This window comes from Streptomyces sp. NTD107, from assembly GCF_059510435.1.
Genome location: NZ_JCAJZV010000002.1, coordinates 709,028 through 725,751, shown reverse-complemented (window position 1 = coordinate 725,751; position 16,724 = coordinate 709,028). Strand labels below are relative to the sequence as shown.

Below are 16,724 nucleotides of genomic sequence, written 5' to 3'. Positions count from 1 at the left end.
GCAAGGAGGCAGCGCGTGGACAGTGTGGACAGCGTGGTCGCTGTGGACGGCATGGACGGTGCGCACCGTACGTTCGTGATCATCGGGGGTGGGCTGGCCGGCGCGAAGGCCGCCCAGGCCCTGCGGGATGAGGGCTTCGGCGGCCGGGTCATCCTCATCGGTGACGAACACGAGCAGCCCTATGAGCGTCCCCCGCTGTCCAAGGGCTACCTGATCGGCAGCGCGGCCAAGGAGAGCGTCTACGTCCACGAGCCGTCCTGGTACGCCACCCACCGCATCGAGCTGCATCTGGGCCAGCAGGCGGTGCACATCGACCGGGAGGGCCGGGAGGTGCGGCTCGGGGACGGTACCCGGGTCCCGTACGACGCTCTGCTGCTGGCGACCGGGGCCGAGCCGCACCGGCTTCAGATCCCGGGGGCGCGCGGCCTGGCCGGGGTGCACCATCTGCGCCGGCTGGCGCACGCCGACCATCTGCGCGCGGTGCTGGCGGACCGGACCCGTGGGCGGGATCCGCTGGTCATCGCGGGCGCGGGCTGGATCGGGCTTGAGGTGGCCGCCGCCGCCCGCGAGCTGGGTACGCCGGTGGTGGTCGTGGAGCCGTCGCCGACCCCGCTGCACGGGGTGCTGGGCCCGGAGCTGGGGGAGGTGTTCACGGCGTTGCACCAGGAGCACGGGGTGGAGTTCCGGTTCGGCTGCCGGCTCGCCTCGATCTCCGGCCGGGACGGGCAGGTCGCCGGGGTGGTGACGGACGACGGTGCGGAGATTCCGGCGCGCGCCGTGCTGGCGGCGATCGGGGTGCGGCCCCGTACGGCGCTGGCGGAGGCGGCCGGGCTCAAGCTGGCCGAGGACACGGGCGGGGTGGCGGTGGACGCGGCGCTGCGGACCAGCGATCCGCACATCTACGCGGCCGGTGACATCGCGGCCTTCCGGTTGGCCGAGGGCGGGCGGCGGCGGGTGGAGCACTGGGCGAACGCCCTGCACTCCGGCCCGGCGGCGGCGCGGTCGATGCTGGGGCGGGAGGTGGCGTACGACCGGGTGCCGTACTTCTTCTCCGATCAGTACGACATGGGGCTTGAGTACTCGGGCTGGGCACCGCCCGGTTCGTATGACCGGGTGGTGTACCGGGGCGAGGTGGGCAAGCGGGCGTTCATCGCGTTCTGGCTGAGTGGGGAGGGCCGGGTGCTGGCGGGGCTGAACATGAATGTGTGGGATGTGACCGAGCCGATCCAGGAGCTGATCCGTTCGGGACGGCCGGTGGATGCGGACGCGCTCGCCGATCCGGCCACGGAGCTGGCCTCGCTCTGATCCCGGTCGCCGGGTCGCAGGGCCGCCGGGTCGCCGGGCGCGGGAGCCGTTGGCCCGCGCCCGGCGCCCGATCCGGCATAAGGTGTCATATGGGTGCAAAAGCATCTGGAGGCGCCGAGACCGGAGCGAGGTGGCGGCAGGTGGTGCGGGACGGGACGCTTGATGAGCAGACCCTGGCCTCGCTGGTGGCGGCGGCCGGGGCCGCCCCGTCCATGTTCAACGCGCAGCCCTGGCGGTTCCGCTTCCGGCGCGACACCGCCACCTTCCAGCTGAGCGCCGCCCTGGACCGTACCCTCCCGCACAGCGACCCGCACGGCCGCGCGCTGCATCTGGGCTGCGGCGCCGCGCTGTTCAATCTGCGGGTGGCCGCCGCCCACGCCGGCTGGGAGCCGGTGGTGACCCTGCTGCCCGACCCGTACGATCCGCGGCTGCTGGCCACGGTCCGGCTGGCCCCCACCGGCACCCCCGACCCCGACCCGGTGCTCGCCCGGCTGCACCCCACCATCGCGCGGCGGCGCAGCAGCCGGCAGCCGTTCCGCGACGAGCTGGTGCCGGAGCCGGTACGGGCCAGGCTGCGCCGCGCCGCCGAGCTGGAGGGCGGGCAGTTGCACTTCCCCTCCGTCTGGCATGTCCGGGCGATCCTGGAGCTGGTCCGGGACGCGGAGGGCCGCGACCGGTCCACTCCGGCCCGTACGGAGGAACAGGAGCGCTGGACCCGCACCCCCGAGCAGGCGCGGACCGCGACCGACGGGGTGGTGAACCAGGTGCTCGGCCCGTACAGCGGCTACAACGGCATTCCGGTGCGGGACTTCGCCGGCCGGCACAGCGCGTTCGGGGAGGGCGACCCCACCCCGTACGAGGAGGAGCCGCAGCTCGCGCTGCTCGGCACCGCCGAGGACCGGCCGGCCGACTGGCTGCGGGCCGGTCAGGCCATGGAGCGGGTGCTGCTGCTGGCCACCGAGTACGGGCTGTCCACCGCGCTCACCACCCAGGTGCTGGAGTGGCCGGAGCTGCGCTGGCCGGTACGGGACCCGGAGTCGGGCATGGGGCAGGTGCAGATGGTGCTGCGGCTGGGGTACGGGCCGCCGGTGCCGCGCTCGCCGCGCCGCCCGGTGGATCAGCTCCTGGAGATCGTCTGATCATCGCCCTCGCCCTCGCCCTCGCCATCACGGGCGCGGGCACCGGCACCAGCACCGGCCTCGGCGGCGTCACTACAGTGGCCCCATGAGCAGCACGATCCGTACCGCCGTCGTTCCCGTCACCGAGATCCTTGGGCTGCGCCACGAAGTGCTGCGCCCGGGGCTGCCGGCCGTGAGCGCGGAATTCGGCGAGGACCCGCTGCCGGGGACCTTCCATCTGGCGGCGTACGCCGCAGACGGAGGTACGGCGGTGCTGGCGTGCGTCACGCTCTTCCCCGATCCACTGGACGGCGAGCCCACCACCGCCTACCGGTTCCGAGGCATGGCGAGCGCCCCGGCCGCCCGGGGCCTGGGTTACGGCGCCGCCCTGCTCGCCGCCGCCGAGACCGAGGCGGCGGCGCGCGGCGCCGGGCTGCTGTGGTGCAACGGCCGCGCCGCGGCGCGCGGCTTCTACGAGCGGCACGGCTACACGGTGCGGGGCGAGGCGTTCACGATCGAGGGGATCGGCGCGCACTACCTCCTCACCCGGCGGATTCCCGCCCGGGCATAACCCCCCATATGCGGTTACGTTGCTCATGGAGGTGCGTGAGCGATGGCCAAACAGACCGTGGCGGAGCAGTTCGTCGACATCCTGGTACGCAGCGGGGTGCGGCGCCTGTACGGCGTCGTCGGGGACAGCCTCAACCCCGTCGTGGACGCCATCCGGCGCCACCGCTCCATCGACTGGATCCAGGTGCGGCACGAGGAGACCGCCGCCTTCGCGGCCGGCGCCGAGGCCCAGATCACCGGCCGGCTCGCCGCCTGCGCCGGCTCCTGCGGCCCCGGCAATCTGCACCTCATCAATGGCCTGTACGACGCCCACCGCTCCATGGCGCCGGTGCTCGCCCTCGCCTCCCACATCCCCTCCAGCGAGATCGGCACCGGCTACTTCCAGGAGACCCACCCGGACCAGCTGTTCCGCGAGTGCAGCCACTACTGCGAGCTGATCTCCAACCGCCGCCAGATGCCGCGCGTGCTCCAGACCGCCATCCAGCACGCGATCGGCCGGGGCGGCGTCAGCGTCCTCGCCCTCCCCGGGGACATCGCCGCCGAGCCGGCCGCCGAGCGCGCCGAGGAACACGCCCTGGTCACCAGCCGCCCCGCCGTACGCCCGGCGGACAGCCAGATCGAGGCGCTGGCGCGGATGGTGGACGAGGCGGACCGGGTCACGCTGTTCTGCGGCAGCGGCACGGCGGGGGCGCACGCCGAGGTGATGCGCTTCGCCGAACGCGTCAACGCGCCGGTCGGCCACGCCCTGCGCGGCAAGGAGTGGATTCAGTACGACAACCCGTACGACGTCGGCATGAGCGGACTGCTCGGCTACGGCGCGGCGTACGAGGCCACCCACGAGTGCGACCTGCTGCTCCTGCTCGGCACGGACTTCCCGTACAACGCCTTCCTGCCCAGCGGCCCGGACGTCCGGATCGCCCAGGTGGACGTCCGCCCCGAACACCTGGGGCGGCGCTCGACCCTCGACCTGGCGGTGTGGGGGGACGTGAAGGAGACGCTGGACTGCCTGACCCCGCGGGTCCGCGCCAAGACCGACCGGCGGTTCCTGGACCGGATGCTGAGGAAGCACGCGGAGGCCCTGGAGGGGGTGGTCGGCGCGTATACGAGGAAGGTGGAGAAGCACACCCCGATCCACCCCGAGTACGTGGCGTCGGTACTGGACGAGGAGGCGGCGGACGACGCGGTCTTCACGGTGGACACCGGGATGTGCAACGTGTGGGCGGCGCGCTACCTCACACCGAACGGCCGGCGCCGGGTGATCGGGTCGTTCAGCCACGGCTCGATGGCCAACGCGCTGCCGCAGGCCATCGGGGCGCAGTTCACCGACCGGCGGCGGCAGGTGATCTCGATGTCGGGCGACGGCGGGTTCACCATGCTGATGGGTGACTTCCTCACCCTCGTCCAGTACGACCTGCCGGTGAAGGTGGTGCTGTTCAACAACTCCTCGCTGGGCATGGTGGAGCTGGAGATGCTGGTGGCCGGCCTGCCGGCGTACGGCACGGCCCACCACAACCCCGACTTCGCCGCCGTCGCGGAGGCGTGCGGGGTGCACGCGGCACGGGTGGAGAAGCCGAAGGACCTGCGCTCCGCGCTGCGGGCCGCCCTCAAGCACAAGGGCCCGGCGCTGGTGGACGTGGTCACCGACCCGCACGCGCTGTCCATCCCGCCGAAGATCAAGGCCGAGATGGTGACGGGCTTCGCCCTGTCGGCCGGCAAGATGGTGCTGGACGGCGGCGTGGGAAAGATGGTGCAGCTGGCCCGCTCCAATCTCCGCCACATTCCCCGGCCGTAAACCCGGGTCCCATCGTTAACTCTTTCGAATGGCCTTATGGTGACAGGAGTGATGGGATGATCAATCGGGCCTAGGGTGAGGGAGGCAGGGCATGCGAGAGCCAGACCGAAGGAGGTTCATGGTGACCACCGTGCTGGAGCGTCCGGTAGCGGCAGATCACTTCGCTCCGGGGGAGTTTGAGGATCTGCTCCAGATCGCGCTTGACCTGGACACGCCTGACGGCTTCAAGGCTGAGATTATCGAGGGGGCAATTGTTGTGTCGCCGTTTCAGAGTCCTTATTATAAGCGGCCCATGAAGCGACTGCGGCAACTCCTGGATCCCCACGCCCCCGATGGGCAAGACGCGGATACGTCACCATTCCTCTTCGCGTTTCCGAAAGCCACCCGTGCCTACGCGCCGGATCTTTATGTCGCTGACGTGGCGGCGTTTGAGCAGATGCGCGGACCGGTGAATGGGGCCGCTCTCTCTTTGGTCGCCGAGCTGACCTCGCCCTCCACGCGGGGCAACGACATCAAGGATAAACTCGCGGTCTACGGCCGACACGTGCCTGTGTACCTGCTTCTGGACATGCAGGAGGAGGAAGCCACGGTGTTCTGGGGAAATTCGCCAAACGGCTATCGGGCGCACGCCAGTGTCTCCTTCGGGCAGCCGCTGGCTATTCCTGAGCCGTTTGGCTTCGAGCTCGATACGTCAGACTTCGGGCGGCCAGAGGATGCGCCCAGCCAGTGAGGCAGTCCCGGCTGTCGGTGGGCGGTCGTAGACTGCCGGTGTGGCGGGCAGGATCAATGACGACGATGTGAAGGCGGTACGGGACGCGGTCCCGATTGACTCCGTCGTGTCCGAGTACCTTCAGCTGCGCAGCGCGGGCGGCGGCAATCTGAAGGGCCTGTGCCCGTTCCACGACGAGAAGTCCCCGTCGTTCCAGGTGTCGCCCAGCAAGGGGCTCTTCCACTGCTTCGGCTGCCAGGAGGGCGGCGACAGCATCAGCTTCCTGATGAAGCTGGAGCACCTCACCTTCGCCGAGTCCGTCGAGCGGCTCGCCGCCCAGGCCGGCATCACCCTCCGCTACGAGCAGGGCGGCTACAACTCCAACCGGCAGCAGGGCGAGCGCACCCGGCTGATCGAGGCCCACAAGGTGGCCGCCGCGTTCTTCACCGAGCGGCTCGGCTCGCCGGAGGCGGAGATCGGCCGCCGCTTCCTTCAGGAGCGCGGCTTCGACGAGCAGGCCGCCGCGCACTTCGGGGTCGGCTACGCGCCGGCCGGCTGGGACCAGCTGGTGCGGTATCTGCGCGGCCGGGGCTTCACCGACCGCGAGCTGATCACCTCCGGCATCGCCCAGGACGGGCAGCGCGGCCCCATCGACCGCTTCCGGGGCCGGCTGATCTGGCCGATCCGCGACATCACGGGCGAGGTGATCGGCTTCGGCGCCCGCAAGCTGCGCGACGACGACACCGGTCCGAAGTACCTCAACACCCCCGAGACCCCGCTCTACCGCAAGTCGCAGGTGCTGTACGGCATCGACCTCGCCAAGCGCGACATCGCCAAGGACAACCGCGCGGTGGTCGTCGAGGGGTACACGGACGTGATGGCCTGCCATCTGGCCGGTGTCACCACCGCCATCGCCACCTGCGGTACGGCCTTCGGCGGCGAGCACATCAAGATCCTGCGCCGGGTGCTGATGGACGACAGCGGCTCGCACCGGGCCGGTGAGGTGGTCTTCACGTTCGACGGCGACGCGGCCGGGCAGAAGGCGGCGCTGCGCGCCTTCGACGACGACCAGCGGTTCGCGGCCAGGACGTCGATCGCGATCTCGCCGGGCGGGATGGACCCGTGCGATCTGCGGCTGGCGCACGGCGATCAGGCCGTGGCGGACATGGTCGAGACCCGGACGCCGCTGTTCGAGTTCGCCCTCAGGTCGATCACCGCGCGGCACAATCTGGAGACGGCGGAGGGCCGTTCGGCGGCCATCGAGCAGGCCACCCCGGTGCTGGCGCAGTTGAAGGACTCCTCGCTCCAGCACCAGTACGCCACCCGGCTGGCCGGGCTGGTCGGCATCCCCGACGACGAGTTCGTCGTCAAGCGGGTCGCCCAGCTCGCCCGCTGGGAGCGCGAGCGCAAGCAGCGCGGCGAGCCGCAGCGGGGCGGGCGCAGGTCCGTACCGGCCCCGGCGCCGGCCCCGGTGCCCGAGCGGCGCGGCCCGGCCGTCGACCCGCGCAACCCCGCCCACCAGGTCGAACGCGAACTCCTCAAGCTCGCCCTCCAGTTCCCGCACCTGGTGGCGCCGGCCTTCGACGCCTACGAGGAGAGCGAGTTCACCGCGCCGCCGTACGCCCAGGTGCGGCGCATCATCGCGGCGGCGGGCGGGGTCACGGACGCCGGCGAGGGACTGGTGACCCGGGTGCTGGACGCGGCCCCCGACGACACCGTACGCATCCTCATCCGGGAGCTGACCGTCGAGGCGCCACTCACCTCGCGCGCCCCCGACGAGCGGTACGCGGGCGAGCATCTGGTACGGGTCCGGCTGGCCGCCGTCGAACAGCGCATGCGCGACCTGGAGATCGTGGCGCGCCGGATCGAGGCGCAGTCCGCGAACAGCCAGGCGGCGGCGGAGCGGCAGCAGCTGTGGACGCTCCAGCAGTACCGCACGGCCTTGCAGGCCCGCGGCCCGGCGGCGCTGTACGGGTGACCGGACGCCGTCCACCCGGCGCGTGAACCCCGTGTAACAGCGGGGTAATTGGGCATAGCACACCAGGAGCCGCCAGCACAAAAAAAGGACGCATGCCTCTCGTAACCGGATAGCCCCTCCCCACCCACCGGTTGCGATCACCGTGGAGGTCGCCCGTGTCGCCCGTGCAGAGCCAGATCCTCGACATCCCGGCCACGGCCCCGGCACCAGCCCCGGTGCGGATGCCGGCCCCGGCCCGGCGCGCGAAGCCATCCCCACCCGGCACGGCCTCGGGCGCGTCGGCCGACCTCTTCCGGCAGTACCTGCGGGAGATCGGCCGCATCCCGCTGCTGACGGCGGCCGAAGAGGTGGAGCTGGCCCGCAGGATCGAGGCCGGACTGTTCGCCGAGGAACGGCTGGCGGCGGCCACGGCCCGGGGCCAGGAGCGCCAGGACCCGCGGCTGGCCCTGGACCTCGACCAGCTGGTGGTGCGCGGCCGGCGGGCCAAGCGGCAGCTGATCGAGGCCAATCTGCGGCTGGTGGTGTCGGTCGCGAAGCGGTACATCGGGCGCGGTCTGACCATGCTGGATCTGGTCCAGGAGGGAAACCTCGGGCTGATCCGGGCGGTGGAGAAGTTCGACTACGCGCGGGGGTTCAAGTTCTCGACGTACGCGACGTGGTGGATCCGCCAGGCCATGTCGCGGGCGATCGCGGACCAGGCCCGTACGATACGGGTCCCGGTGCATGTGGTGGAGCTGATCAACCGGGTGGTGCGGGTGCAGCGCCGGGTCCTCCAGGAGCGCGGGTACGAGCCGTCGCCGGCGGAGGTCGGCGTACTGCTGGGCCTGACGGCGGCGCGGGTGACGGAGATACTGCGGCTCGCGCAGGACCCGATATCCCTCCAGTCCCCGGTGGGGGAGGAGGACGACGTCAACCTCGGCGATCTGATCGAGGACGTGGACATCCCGTCGCCGGCCGAGTCGGCGGCGTTTCTGCTGCTGAGGGAGCAGTTGGAGGCCGTGCTGTCCACCCTGGGGGACCGGGAGCGGCGGGTGGTCGAACTGCGCTACGGCCTGACGGACGGCCGGCCCCGGACACTGGAGGAGATCGGCCGGCTGTTCGGCGTCACGCGGGAACGCATCCGCCAGATCGAGCACAAGACACTGGGCAAACTCCGCGACCACGCGTACGCCAACCAACTGCGCGGCTACCTGGACTGAGCGGCGGAGCAACACCTGACGGTCACGAAGCGTGCCCCGCCTGCGCGGGGATCGGTCCGCGCCGATCTGGAGGCCCGCGCCCGCCGGGGGGAACAGCCCCGCATGCGCGGGTCCGACTCCCGCAGCCGTAGGAACGCCTCCTGACTGGTCGGAACACCCCCGCAGATGCGGGGTTGGCCCCTGCACGTGCGCCCGCCACGGCGCATGGTGTCACTGCTCCCCGCAGCTGCGGGGTCGTTCCCGTTGACCTCGTCGAGGTTGCGGAGATTTCCGCCCGCTCCCCGCGCTTGCGGGGGTGTTCCACCCGGCGTCCCCGGGGCGCTGGTGTGGATCATGTCGGCCCCGCGATCGCGGGGCTCCGCGCCCCGCCCCGCTCCCGCGCGCCCTCACGTCTCCGGGTGGGTAGCCCCCCGCACCGCCGCGTACTGCTGGCGGATCGCCGTGCCCGTTGCCGCCGCCTCGCCCGGGTGGTGGGTCTCGCCCGCCGGTTCCGGCCACTTCGGGGGTGTGTCGGCGGACAGCGTGCCCTGTTCCACGCCCAGGGCCCAGGCCGCCTGCCGGGCCGCGCCCAGCGCCGTGTAGGCCGCCGGGGCCGGGACCACCACCGGGGCGCCGAGCAGGGCCGGCGCCAGCTCGCGTACGGCCGGGAGGTCCGCCGCCGCGCCGAGCAGGAAGACGCGGTCGATCCGTACCCCGCGCCCCCGCAGGACGTCGGCCGCGTCCGCCAGGCCGCACAGCATGCCCTCGAAGGCGGCCCGCGCCAGATGTTCCGGCTTCATGCTCTCCCGGCGCAGACCGGTGAGCGTGCCCGCCGCGTGCGGCAGTGCCGGCACCCGTTCGCCCGCCAGGTACGGCAGGAACACCAGCCCGTGCGCCCCCGGAGTGGACCGCATCGCCAGCTCCGACAGTGCCGGCAGGTCGCAGCCAAGCAGCTCCGCCGTGCCCCGCAGCACCCGTACCGCGTTCAGCGTGCGCACCACCGGAAGGTGGTGGCCGGTGGCGTCCGCGTACGCGGTGACCGCGCCGCTGCTGTCCGGCGGCAGCGCCGCCCCGTGCACCGCGCACACCGATCCGGAGGCCCCGAGCGAGATCACCGCGTCCCCGGGGCCGACCCCCAGTCCGAACGCCGCCGCCATCGTCTCGCCGGTGCCGGCCGAGATCAGCTGTCCTTCCGGGGTGCGCCCGGCCGGCTGCGCCGGGGCCAGCACCTCGGGCAGCGCCACCGGGTGCCCCAGGGCCAGTTCCACCAGTTCGGGCCGCCAGTCCCCGCCGACCGGGGACCAGTATCCGGTGCTGGAGGCCCCGCCCCGGTCGGTGGCCATCCGGGCGGGCCGGCCGAGCAGTTGCCACACCAGCCAGTCCTGGGCGAGTGCCACCCCCGCCACCCGCCGCGCGGCCTCCGGGTTGTCCCGGGCCAGCCGGCGCAGCCGGGCGACCGGCTGCGCGCCCTGGGGTACGGAGCCGACGGCCCGGGTCCACGCGTCGGGTCCGCCGAGGGCGTCGACCAGTTCTCGCGCCGCGGCGTCCAGCGCCGCCGACTGCGTACGGTCCTTGGCGCCGACGCCGGGGGAGGCGGCCCGTACGGGGGTGCTGGTCTCGTCGAGCGCGACGACGGCGTTGGCCTGGGCGGCCACCCCGATCGCGGCGACGTCTTCGAGTACCCCGCCGTCCGCCGCCTCGCCCAGTGACAGCAGCCATGCTTCCGGGGTGGCTTCGGCGGCCGGGTGGTCGGCGTGGCCGTGCCGTACCACGTGGCCCGTATCGGTGTCACAGACCACGATGCGGGTGTAAACGGACGAGCTGTCCAGACCGGCGACAATCCCCATGTGGCAGATGATGCCTTACCGCGCCGGACATCCGCCCCCACCGATCAGTGTTGTGACACTCCGATCATCACTCTGTAGCGGTGGACTCGGCGATGACCGTGTCGATGCCCTGCGCGCGCAGCGTGTCCCGCGCCGCCTGCGACAGATCCCCATCCGTGACGATCGACTCGAACTCGCCCAGCGCGGCCACCCGGTACATGCCGAACGTCCCGTACTTGGCGGACCCGGTCAGCAGCACCGACCGCGACGCGCTCGCCATCGCCGCCTGTTTGACCTCCACCTTCGCCGGCGACGGCGTGGTCACCCCGCGCTGGATATCCCACGAACTGGTGGAGATGAAGGCGATGTCCAGCGCCAGCTGCGTCAGCGTCTGCGCCGCGAGCCGCCCGACCGTCGAGCGGTTGGCGTGCTCTATGCGGCCCCCGGTGTGGATGACCTCCACATCCGGGTTGCCCATCAGGGCGTTGGCCGTGGTGAAGTCGTTGGTCACCACCGTCATGCCCTGGCGCCGCACGAGGTGCGGGACCAGGGCCTGACAGGTGGTGCCGGCGTCCAGATACACGGTGGTGCCGTCCTGGAGGAGTTCCCCGGCGCGGGCGGCGATGGCGAGCTTCGCCGGCTGGTCCATGGTCGACTTGTCGATGAAGCTCGGCTCATGGTGCAGCTGCCCGGCGATGCGGACCCCGCCGGGGACCGATACGGCGCGCCCCTGCCGTTCCAGCGCGGCGATGTCGCGCCGTACCGTCATGTGGGAGACCCCGAGCAACTCGGTCAGCTGGTGCACGCTGAGCACCGAGTGCCCGCGCAGCAGCTTGATCAGCAGCTCCCGGCGCTGATCCGGGATCAGCGGGGTGTCCGGGGACGCCTGCGACGCCGCGGGCCCTTCTGACGACACCGTGGTGCCTCCTTGTGTGTCTGTCTGCCGGATGTCACATGCCGGATGCCGGCCGTCAGATGACGCCGAACCCGTACAGCGCGTACACGATCGCGAAGCCGGTGACCCCGGACAGGGCCGAGGCCACGCCGATGGAACGGATGCCCTGGCCGACGGTCATGTTGGACAGGGTGGTGGTGACCCAGAAGCCCGAGGAGTTGGCGTGCTTCATGATCTGCGCTCCGGTGCCGCACGCCAAGTAGATGGCCAGCGCGGAGATGCCCAGGCCCTCGGCGAGCGGTTCCATGATCGCGGCGGCGGTCATCACGCCGAGGATATTCGAACCGGTGATGGTGCAGATGGCGGCGGCCACCAGGAACGGCACGATGATCGGGGACAGGCCCCAGTCCTGGATCATCTCGGCGACGGAGTCCGCCACTTCGGTGTCCCGGATGATGGTGGCGAGCGCGCCGCCGACGCCGGTGAGGGCGAGCGGCATGGCGGCCAGCTTCAGGCCGGCCTCGAACAGGTCGTTCAGGGTCTCCTTGCTGGACCAGCGGCGGCCGAACAGCGGCAGCGCGACCAGGCAGCCCAGGAACAGGGCTATGACGGGCGAGCCGAGGAACTCCAGGACCTTGCCGAAGGTGTTCTCGGTCTCGACCATGTCGACCACGAGCGAGTTCATCATGATGAGCACGATCGGCAGGAAGACCGGCACGAGCGACATCCACAGCGGGGGGAGCCTGCGCTCCTCCTCCTCGGCGTCCGTGCCGCCGCCACCGGTACCGGTGGCGCCCGTGCCGCCGTTGCCGGCCCCACCGGTCAGGTGCGCCACGAACTCGGCCTTCGGCTCGACATGCGTCTTGATGGTGAGCAGGTACAGCGTGGCCACGATGATGCCGGGGATGGCCACCACGAGCCCCCACAGCGTCGCCTGCCCCAGGTCCACGCCCAGCAGCGCGCTGGCCGCCAGCGGCCCCGGGCCCGGCGGGACCAGCGAGGTCATCACATAGGCGCCGATGTACAGGATCGGGCCGAGCCGCATCATCGACATCTTCGTCTGGTACGCGATCGCCGAGACCACCGGGATCAGCATCAGGACGACGGTGTCGGCGATCAGCGGAATGCCGACGACGGTGGAGGCCAGGGCGATGGCCCACGGCACCTTGCGCCCCGAGAACAGGCTGAGCGCGGCCCGGGTGATGCGCAGCGCCGCCCCGCTCAGCTCCAGCATCTTGCCCAGCACACAGCCGAAGATGACCAGCAGACCCACGTTGGCCATGGTGTTGCCGAAGCCGGTGGTGATCAGCTCTATCGTCTTGGTGCCGCCCATGCCGAGCACCAGGCCCAGCGAGGTGACGATGATGAACAGGGTGGCCACCGGGTGGACCTTGAACTTGGCGATCAGCAGCACCAGCGCCGCGATCGCCGCGCCGAACGCGAAGAGCGTGTAGGCGTCGGACATGGCGAACCTCTTTGTTTCATGGCCGCGTCACTGCGGCCGTCCTGGGGAGGGGGTGTGGGGGAGTCAGGGGGTGGTGGGGGCGGTGGTGCTTCCGGCGGTGGGCGCCCGGTACGCGTCGCGCCCGGCGGTCCAGGCGGTGAGCAGGTCGGGGTCGTACCCGGTCACGTCGTCGAGGGTGAGCAGTGAGCCGGCCGCCACATCCCGTACGAGGGTGGCGTGCGCGGCCAGATACAGCGGCGCGGTGCCGGCGGGGGCGTCGGCGGCGGGCAGCAGCACCGGGGCGACGCCGGTCACCTCGTGGTGGTGGCCGCCCATGGTCAGGACGGTGCCGGCGGTCAGGTCCTGGGTGGCGCGCCCGGCGAGGACGACGTGCTGGGCGGGGGTGGGGGAGCCGGCGGGGATGCCGCGCAGGACGGCGTCGCGAAGGGTGGTCGGGGTCTCGACACCCATCAGGTGGTAGGGGAGGTACAGGCAGGCGTACCGCCCGTCGCGGCTGACGACGTGGCCCTTCTGGCGCAGCGTCTCCCAGGTGACGGGGTCGTGGGTGCGGACGATGACGAACACGCCGCCGGCGAAGCTGGCTTCTTCGGGGAGCCGCAGCACGCTGAAGACGTCCACGATCCCGGGGCGGGTGACGACGCCGCCGTGCTCGCGCAGGGCGTAGATGTCGGCGAGTTCGGCGGTGCGGGCCACGGGGTAGTGCAGCGCCTCGACGTCGGGGGTGAAGCCCGTGCTGGTGGCGACGACGGCCATCTCGCAGTAGTCGGCGGCGGCGCTGCGCTTGAGGGCGGTGACGGCGGCGGCGCGGGCGGCGAGGGTGGTGCGTACGCCGTCCGGGTCGGTGGCCGGCGGCAGCTTCAGCAGGGTGCCGAGGGCGGGGGCGTCGATGGTCTGGTCGAGCTGGGTGACGGTGCCGCGCTCGGGGTCGTAGACGAGGTCGTACTCGCTGGACTTGCCGATGGCGACGATCTCCAGGCCGAGGCCGTGGGCCCAGTCGAAGAGCTGGATGAGGTTGGCGGGCTGGTCGCCGGTGGCGGTGGTGTAGACGAGGCCGCAGTCGGCGGCGAGGGTGGCGAGTTCGACGCCGCTGACGGAGTCGACCTCCTTGCTGACCATCGCCACGTGGTGGCCGCCGGTCAGGGCGGTGCGGGCGGCGCGGTAGCCGACGGCGGGGTTGCCGGTGGCCTCGACGAGGATGTCGTAGGTCGCGGCGGCGAGCAGGGTGATGTCGGCGACGACGGCGGTGCGGCCGGCGGCGTGGGCGGCGGCGAGGCCGGCCCGGTCGGTGGCGACGGTCAGGGAGCCGGGTCCTTCGGTGGGGAAGCCCAGTTCGGCGCCGAGCGCCAGGACCCCTTCGGTGTCGAGGTCGCACAGGACGGCCGGCTTGACGTCGGGGGTGAGCCGGGTCTGGGCGAGCAGCGTACGGGCGAAGCCGCCGCGCGCGCCCGTCAGTGCGTAGGTGACGGTTTCCCGCGTCCCGTGCGGCTCGGCGTTCATGGTGCCCTCCTGGCGCTGGTGCTGTGCTGCTGCATCGACTGCTGCTGGTGCTGCTGGTGCTGCTGGTGCTGCTCGTGCGGGTGAATCGGGTGAACCCGCCTATGGAGCGCGAACGTAACGCCAATTAACATGAGCGTCAACTGTAGTACCATAAATTCACAGATTGGCGCGGTGGGATCACAGCGCCTCTCATCCGGATACGTAAGAACGGCGCAACGGACGGTGACGACGCATGGCGGCAGGACTGGTCAGATGGGGCGGCGTGGCCGATGACTTCACCGGTGCCACCGACCTCGCCACCAACTGGGTCGCCCGGGGGCTGCGCACCAGCGTCACCCTGGGGGTCCCCAGCGACGAGCAGCTGGCGGACCTGCGGCTGGCCGGCATGGACGCGGTGGTGGTCGCGCTGAAGACCCGCACCGCGCCGGTCGAGGAAGCGGTACGGCAGTCGGTGGCGGCGCTGGACGCCCTGCGGCGTCTTGGCTGTGTGCGCTTCTACGACAAGTACTGCTCCACCTTCGACTCCACCCCGGCCGGCAATATCGGACCGGTGGCGGACGCGCTGCTGGCGGAGCTGACGGAGCCGGGCGCGGCGAAGGTGGTCGTGGTGCCGTCCTTCCCGGCCACCGGGCGCACCGTGTACCAGGGGCATCTGTTCGTCGGCGGGCAACTGCTGAGCGAGAGCTCCATGCGGCACCATCCGCTGACCCCGATGACGGAATCGGACGTCGCCGCGCTGCTGCGCCCGCAGACCCGGCACGCGGTGGCGACGGTACCGCTGCCGGTGGTACGGGCCGGGGCCGGCGTGCTGCGGGCCGCGATCGACGCGGCGGACGGCACCTATGTGGTGGTCGACGCCGTCGACGAGGGCGATCTCGCGGTGATCGCCGAGGTCACGGCCGGCGATCCGCTGGTGACCGGCGGCTCCGGGCTCGCGCTGGGGCTGCCGGCGGTGGCCGGCGCGCCGGCCACCACGGCGATGCCGGTGGCGGCGGGGCACCGCGCGGTGCTGGCGGGCAGCGCCTCCTCCGCGACCCGGGGGCAGATCGCCGACGCCCGGGACCGGCTGGCACACCGCAAGCTGGATCTGGCGGCGCTGCGCGCCGACCTGCCGGCGGAGGTGGCGCGGCTGACGGCGTGGGCGCGGGAGCGGTGGGCGGCGGCGCCGGGCGAGCCGGTGCTGGTGTACGCGGTGGACTCGCTGGAGGACCTGGAGGCGGCGCCGCCGGCCGGGAGGCGGCCGGCCGCAGAGCTGGTGGAGGAGGCGCTGGCCGGCTGCGCCACGGCGTTCGCGGCGGCCGGTGCCCGGCAGTTCCTGGTGGCGGGCGGCGAGACCTCGGGGAGCGTCGTGCAGGCGCTGGAGGTACGGCGGCTTGAGCTGGGGCCCGCGCTGGCACCCGGCGTCTCGTGGGCGCACGGTACGGCGGCGGACGGCCGGGCGTACAACCTTGCCCTGAAATCGGGCAACTTCGGCCACCGGGACATCTTCACGGCGGGCTGGCGGGCCCTTGCGTAACTCACCTGGGTCACGCGTGGCACACATGGATACCGACAACGGGAGCTGGAGCGGGATATGAGCGACGCACGCCACGAACTCGTCGCGGCCGGGCGACAGCTCACCGCCGCCGGGCTGAGCCCGGGCGCCTCGGGCAATCTGAGCGTCCGGATCGGCGACCGGATCTACATCACCCCGACCGGCACCCGGCTGGACGCGCTGGACCCGGACGGGCTCGCCGTACTGGACGCGGGTGCCCCGGTGGACACCCCGCTGGAGCGGGCGCTGCTGGAGGGGCCGCGGCCCTCGAAGGAGTTCCCGCTGCATCTGGCGCTCTACCACCGCGATCCGGCCACGGCGGCGGTGGTGCATCTGCACAGCGCGCACGCCGCCGCGTACGCGTGTCTGCCGCCGTGGTCCCGGCGCAGCGCGGTGCCGCCGCTGACCCCCTACTTCGTGATGCGGGTGGGCCAGACCCCACTGGTGCCGTACGCGGAGCCCGGTGATGTGGCGCAGGCGGTGCGGCTGCGGGAGCTGGACTTCCCCTTCCGGGCGGCGCTGCTCCAGAACCACGGTCCGGTCACGGCGGGCGCCACGATGACGGTGGCGGCGGATGCCGCCATAGAGCTGGAGGAGACGGCCCATCTGCTGCTTCTGCTGAACGGCCGCACCCCCCGGCTGCTGACGGACGAGGAGGCGGCGGGGCTGGCGGAGCGCTATGGCACCGCGTGGCACCACGGTGGGGCGGAGTGACGCCACGCGGTGGCGGCGGAGTGTAGCCGCGGAGAGATTCTGGGAGCCCCTGGCCGATCCGGTCAGGGGCTCTCGCGTCGTGGCGTGCCGGCGTCGAGCCCCCACGATTGAGTGAATGGCTCCGAATGGCTCGACGTGGTGCC

13 protein-coding genes are annotated in these 16,724 nt (G+C 72.1%); 9 read left to right on the top strand and 4 right to left on the bottom strand.

Annotation, left to right across the window (positions count from 1 at the left end; translation table 11 throughout):
- Positions 1 to 51 precede the first annotated feature (51 nt).
- The 7 genes from AC5WRL_RS07205 (at position 52) to AC5WRL_RS07175 (ending at position 8,671) form a co-directional block, all read left to right on the top strand.
- Complete coding sequence (locus AC5WRL_RS07205) at positions 52 to 1,305, top strand: NAD(P)/FAD-dependent oxidoreductase (RefSeq protein ID WP_496087543.1); 1,254 nt, start codon at positions 52 to 54, stop codon at positions 1,303 to 1,305.
- 143 nt (positions 1,306 to 1,448) lie between these two features.
- Positions 1,449 to 2,444 carry an Acg family FMN-binding oxidoreductase gene (locus tag AC5WRL_RS07200; protein WP_496087542.1) on the top strand — a complete coding sequence of 332 codons (996 nt, stop codon included), beginning with the start codon at positions 1,449 to 1,451 and terminating at the stop codon, positions 2,442 to 2,444.
- A gap of 85 nt (positions 2,445 to 2,529) precedes the next feature.
- The gene (locus AC5WRL_RS07195) at positions 2,530 to 2,994 is read left to right on the top strand and encodes a GNAT family N-acetyltransferase (RefSeq protein WP_496087458.1); all 465 of its coding nucleotides are present in this window, start codon (positions 2,530 to 2,532) and stop codon (positions 2,992 to 2,994) included.
- 42 nt (positions 2,995 to 3,036) lie between these two features.
- Positions 3,037 to 4,785, top strand: a complete 1,749-nt coding sequence (locus AC5WRL_RS07190; RefSeq protein WP_496087457.1) for a pyruvate dehydrogenase — start codon at positions 3,037 to 3,039, stop codon at positions 4,783 to 4,785.
- Positions 4,786 to 4,903: 118 nt separating this feature from the next.
- A complete protein-coding gene (locus AC5WRL_RS07185; protein ID WP_496087456.1) occupies positions 4,904 to 5,515 on the top strand; it encodes a Uma2 family endonuclease in 612 nt (203 codons plus the stop codon).
- Between the two features lie 40 nt (positions 5,516 to 5,555).
- Positions 5,556 to 7,472 carry a DNA primase gene (gene dnaG, locus AC5WRL_RS07180; RefSeq protein WP_496087455.1) on the top strand — a complete coding sequence of 639 codons (1,917 nt, stop codon included), beginning with the start codon at positions 5,556 to 5,558 and terminating at the stop codon, positions 7,470 to 7,472.
- 155 nt (positions 7,473 to 7,627) lie between these two features.
- Complete coding sequence (locus AC5WRL_RS07175) at positions 7,628 to 8,671, top strand: RNA polymerase sigma factor (RefSeq protein WP_496087454.1); 1,044 nt, start codon at positions 7,628 to 7,630, stop codon at positions 8,669 to 8,671.
- A gap of 386 nt (positions 8,672 to 9,057) precedes the next feature.
- On the opposite strand, the gene AC5WRL_RS07170 is transcribed toward AC5WRL_RS07175, so the two are convergent.
- The 4 genes from AC5WRL_RS07170 to AC5WRL_RS07155 form a co-directional block, all read right to left on the bottom strand.
- Positions 9,058 to 10,497 carry an FGGY-family carbohydrate kinase gene (locus AC5WRL_RS07170; protein WP_496087453.1) on the bottom strand — a complete coding sequence of 480 codons (1,440 nt, stop codon included), beginning with the start codon at positions 10,495 to 10,497 and terminating at the stop codon, positions 9,058 to 9,060.
- A gap of 67 nt (positions 10,498 to 10,564) precedes the next feature.
- Complete coding sequence (locus AC5WRL_RS07165; protein WP_496087452.1) at positions 10,565 to 11,392, bottom strand: DeoR/GlpR family DNA-binding transcription regulator; 828 nt, start codon at positions 11,390 to 11,392, stop codon at positions 10,565 to 10,567.
- A 55-nt stretch (positions 11,393 to 11,447) separates the two neighbouring features.
- The gene (locus AC5WRL_RS07160; protein WP_496087451.1) at positions 11,448 to 12,836 is read right to left on the bottom strand and encodes a GntP family permease; all 1,389 of its coding nucleotides are present in this window, start codon (positions 12,834 to 12,836) and stop codon (positions 11,448 to 11,450) included.
- Between the two features lie 63 nt (positions 12,837 to 12,899).
- A complete protein-coding gene (locus tag AC5WRL_RS07155; protein WP_496087450.1) occupies positions 12,900 to 14,333 on the bottom strand; it encodes a homoserine dehydrogenase in 1,434 nt (477 codons plus the stop codon).
- Between the two features lie 244 nt (positions 14,334 to 14,577).
- Here AC5WRL_RS07155 and otnK point away from each other — a divergent pair, with 244 nt between their 5' ends.
- Together otnK and AC5WRL_RS07145 are read left to right on the top strand one after the other, a co-directional pair.
- The gene (gene otnK / locus AC5WRL_RS07150; protein WP_496087541.1) at positions 14,578 to 15,849 is read left to right on the top strand and encodes a 3-oxo-tetronate kinase; all 1,272 of its coding nucleotides are present in this window, start codon (positions 14,578 to 14,580) and stop codon (positions 15,847 to 15,849) included.
- A 57-nt stretch (positions 15,850 to 15,906) separates the two neighbouring features.
- Positions 15,907 to 16,581 carry a class II aldolase/adducin family protein gene (locus AC5WRL_RS07145; RefSeq protein ID WP_496087449.1) on the top strand — a complete coding sequence of 225 codons (675 nt, stop codon included), beginning with the start codon at positions 15,907 to 15,909 and terminating at the stop codon, positions 16,579 to 16,581.
- The last annotated feature ends 143 nt before the right edge of the window (positions 16,582 to 16,724 follow it).

Coding starts and splice junctions, on each gene's coding strand:
- AC5WRL_RS07155 (WP_496087450.1), bottom strand. CDS start 14,333: ATGAACGCCGAGCCGCACGGGACGCGGGAAACCGTCACCTACGCACTG.
- AC5WRL_RS07195 (WP_496087458.1), top strand. CDS start 2,530: ATGAGCAGCACGATCCGTACCGCCGTCGTTCCCGTCACCGAGATCCTT.
- AC5WRL_RS07160 (WP_496087451.1), bottom strand. CDS start 12,836: ATGTCCGACGCCTACACGCTCTTCGCGTTCGGCGCGGCGATCGCGGCG.
- AC5WRL_RS07170 (WP_496087453.1), bottom strand. CDS start 10,497: ATGGGGATTGTCGCCGGTCTGGACAGCTCGTCCGTTTACACCCGCATC.
- AC5WRL_RS07190 (WP_496087457.1), top strand. CDS start 3,037: ATGGCCAAACAGACCGTGGCGGAGCAGTTCGTCGACATCCTGGTACGC.
- AC5WRL_RS07205 (WP_496087543.1), top strand. CDS start 52: ATGGACGGTGCGCACCGTACGTTCGTGATCATCGGGGGTGGGCTGGCC.
- AC5WRL_RS07145 (WP_496087449.1), top strand. CDS start 15,907: ATGAGCGACGCACGCCACGAACTCGTCGCGGCCGGGCGACAGCTCACC.
- AC5WRL_RS07185 (WP_496087456.1), top strand. CDS start 4,904: ATGGTGACCACCGTGCTGGAGCGTCCGGTAGCGGCAGATCACTTCGCT.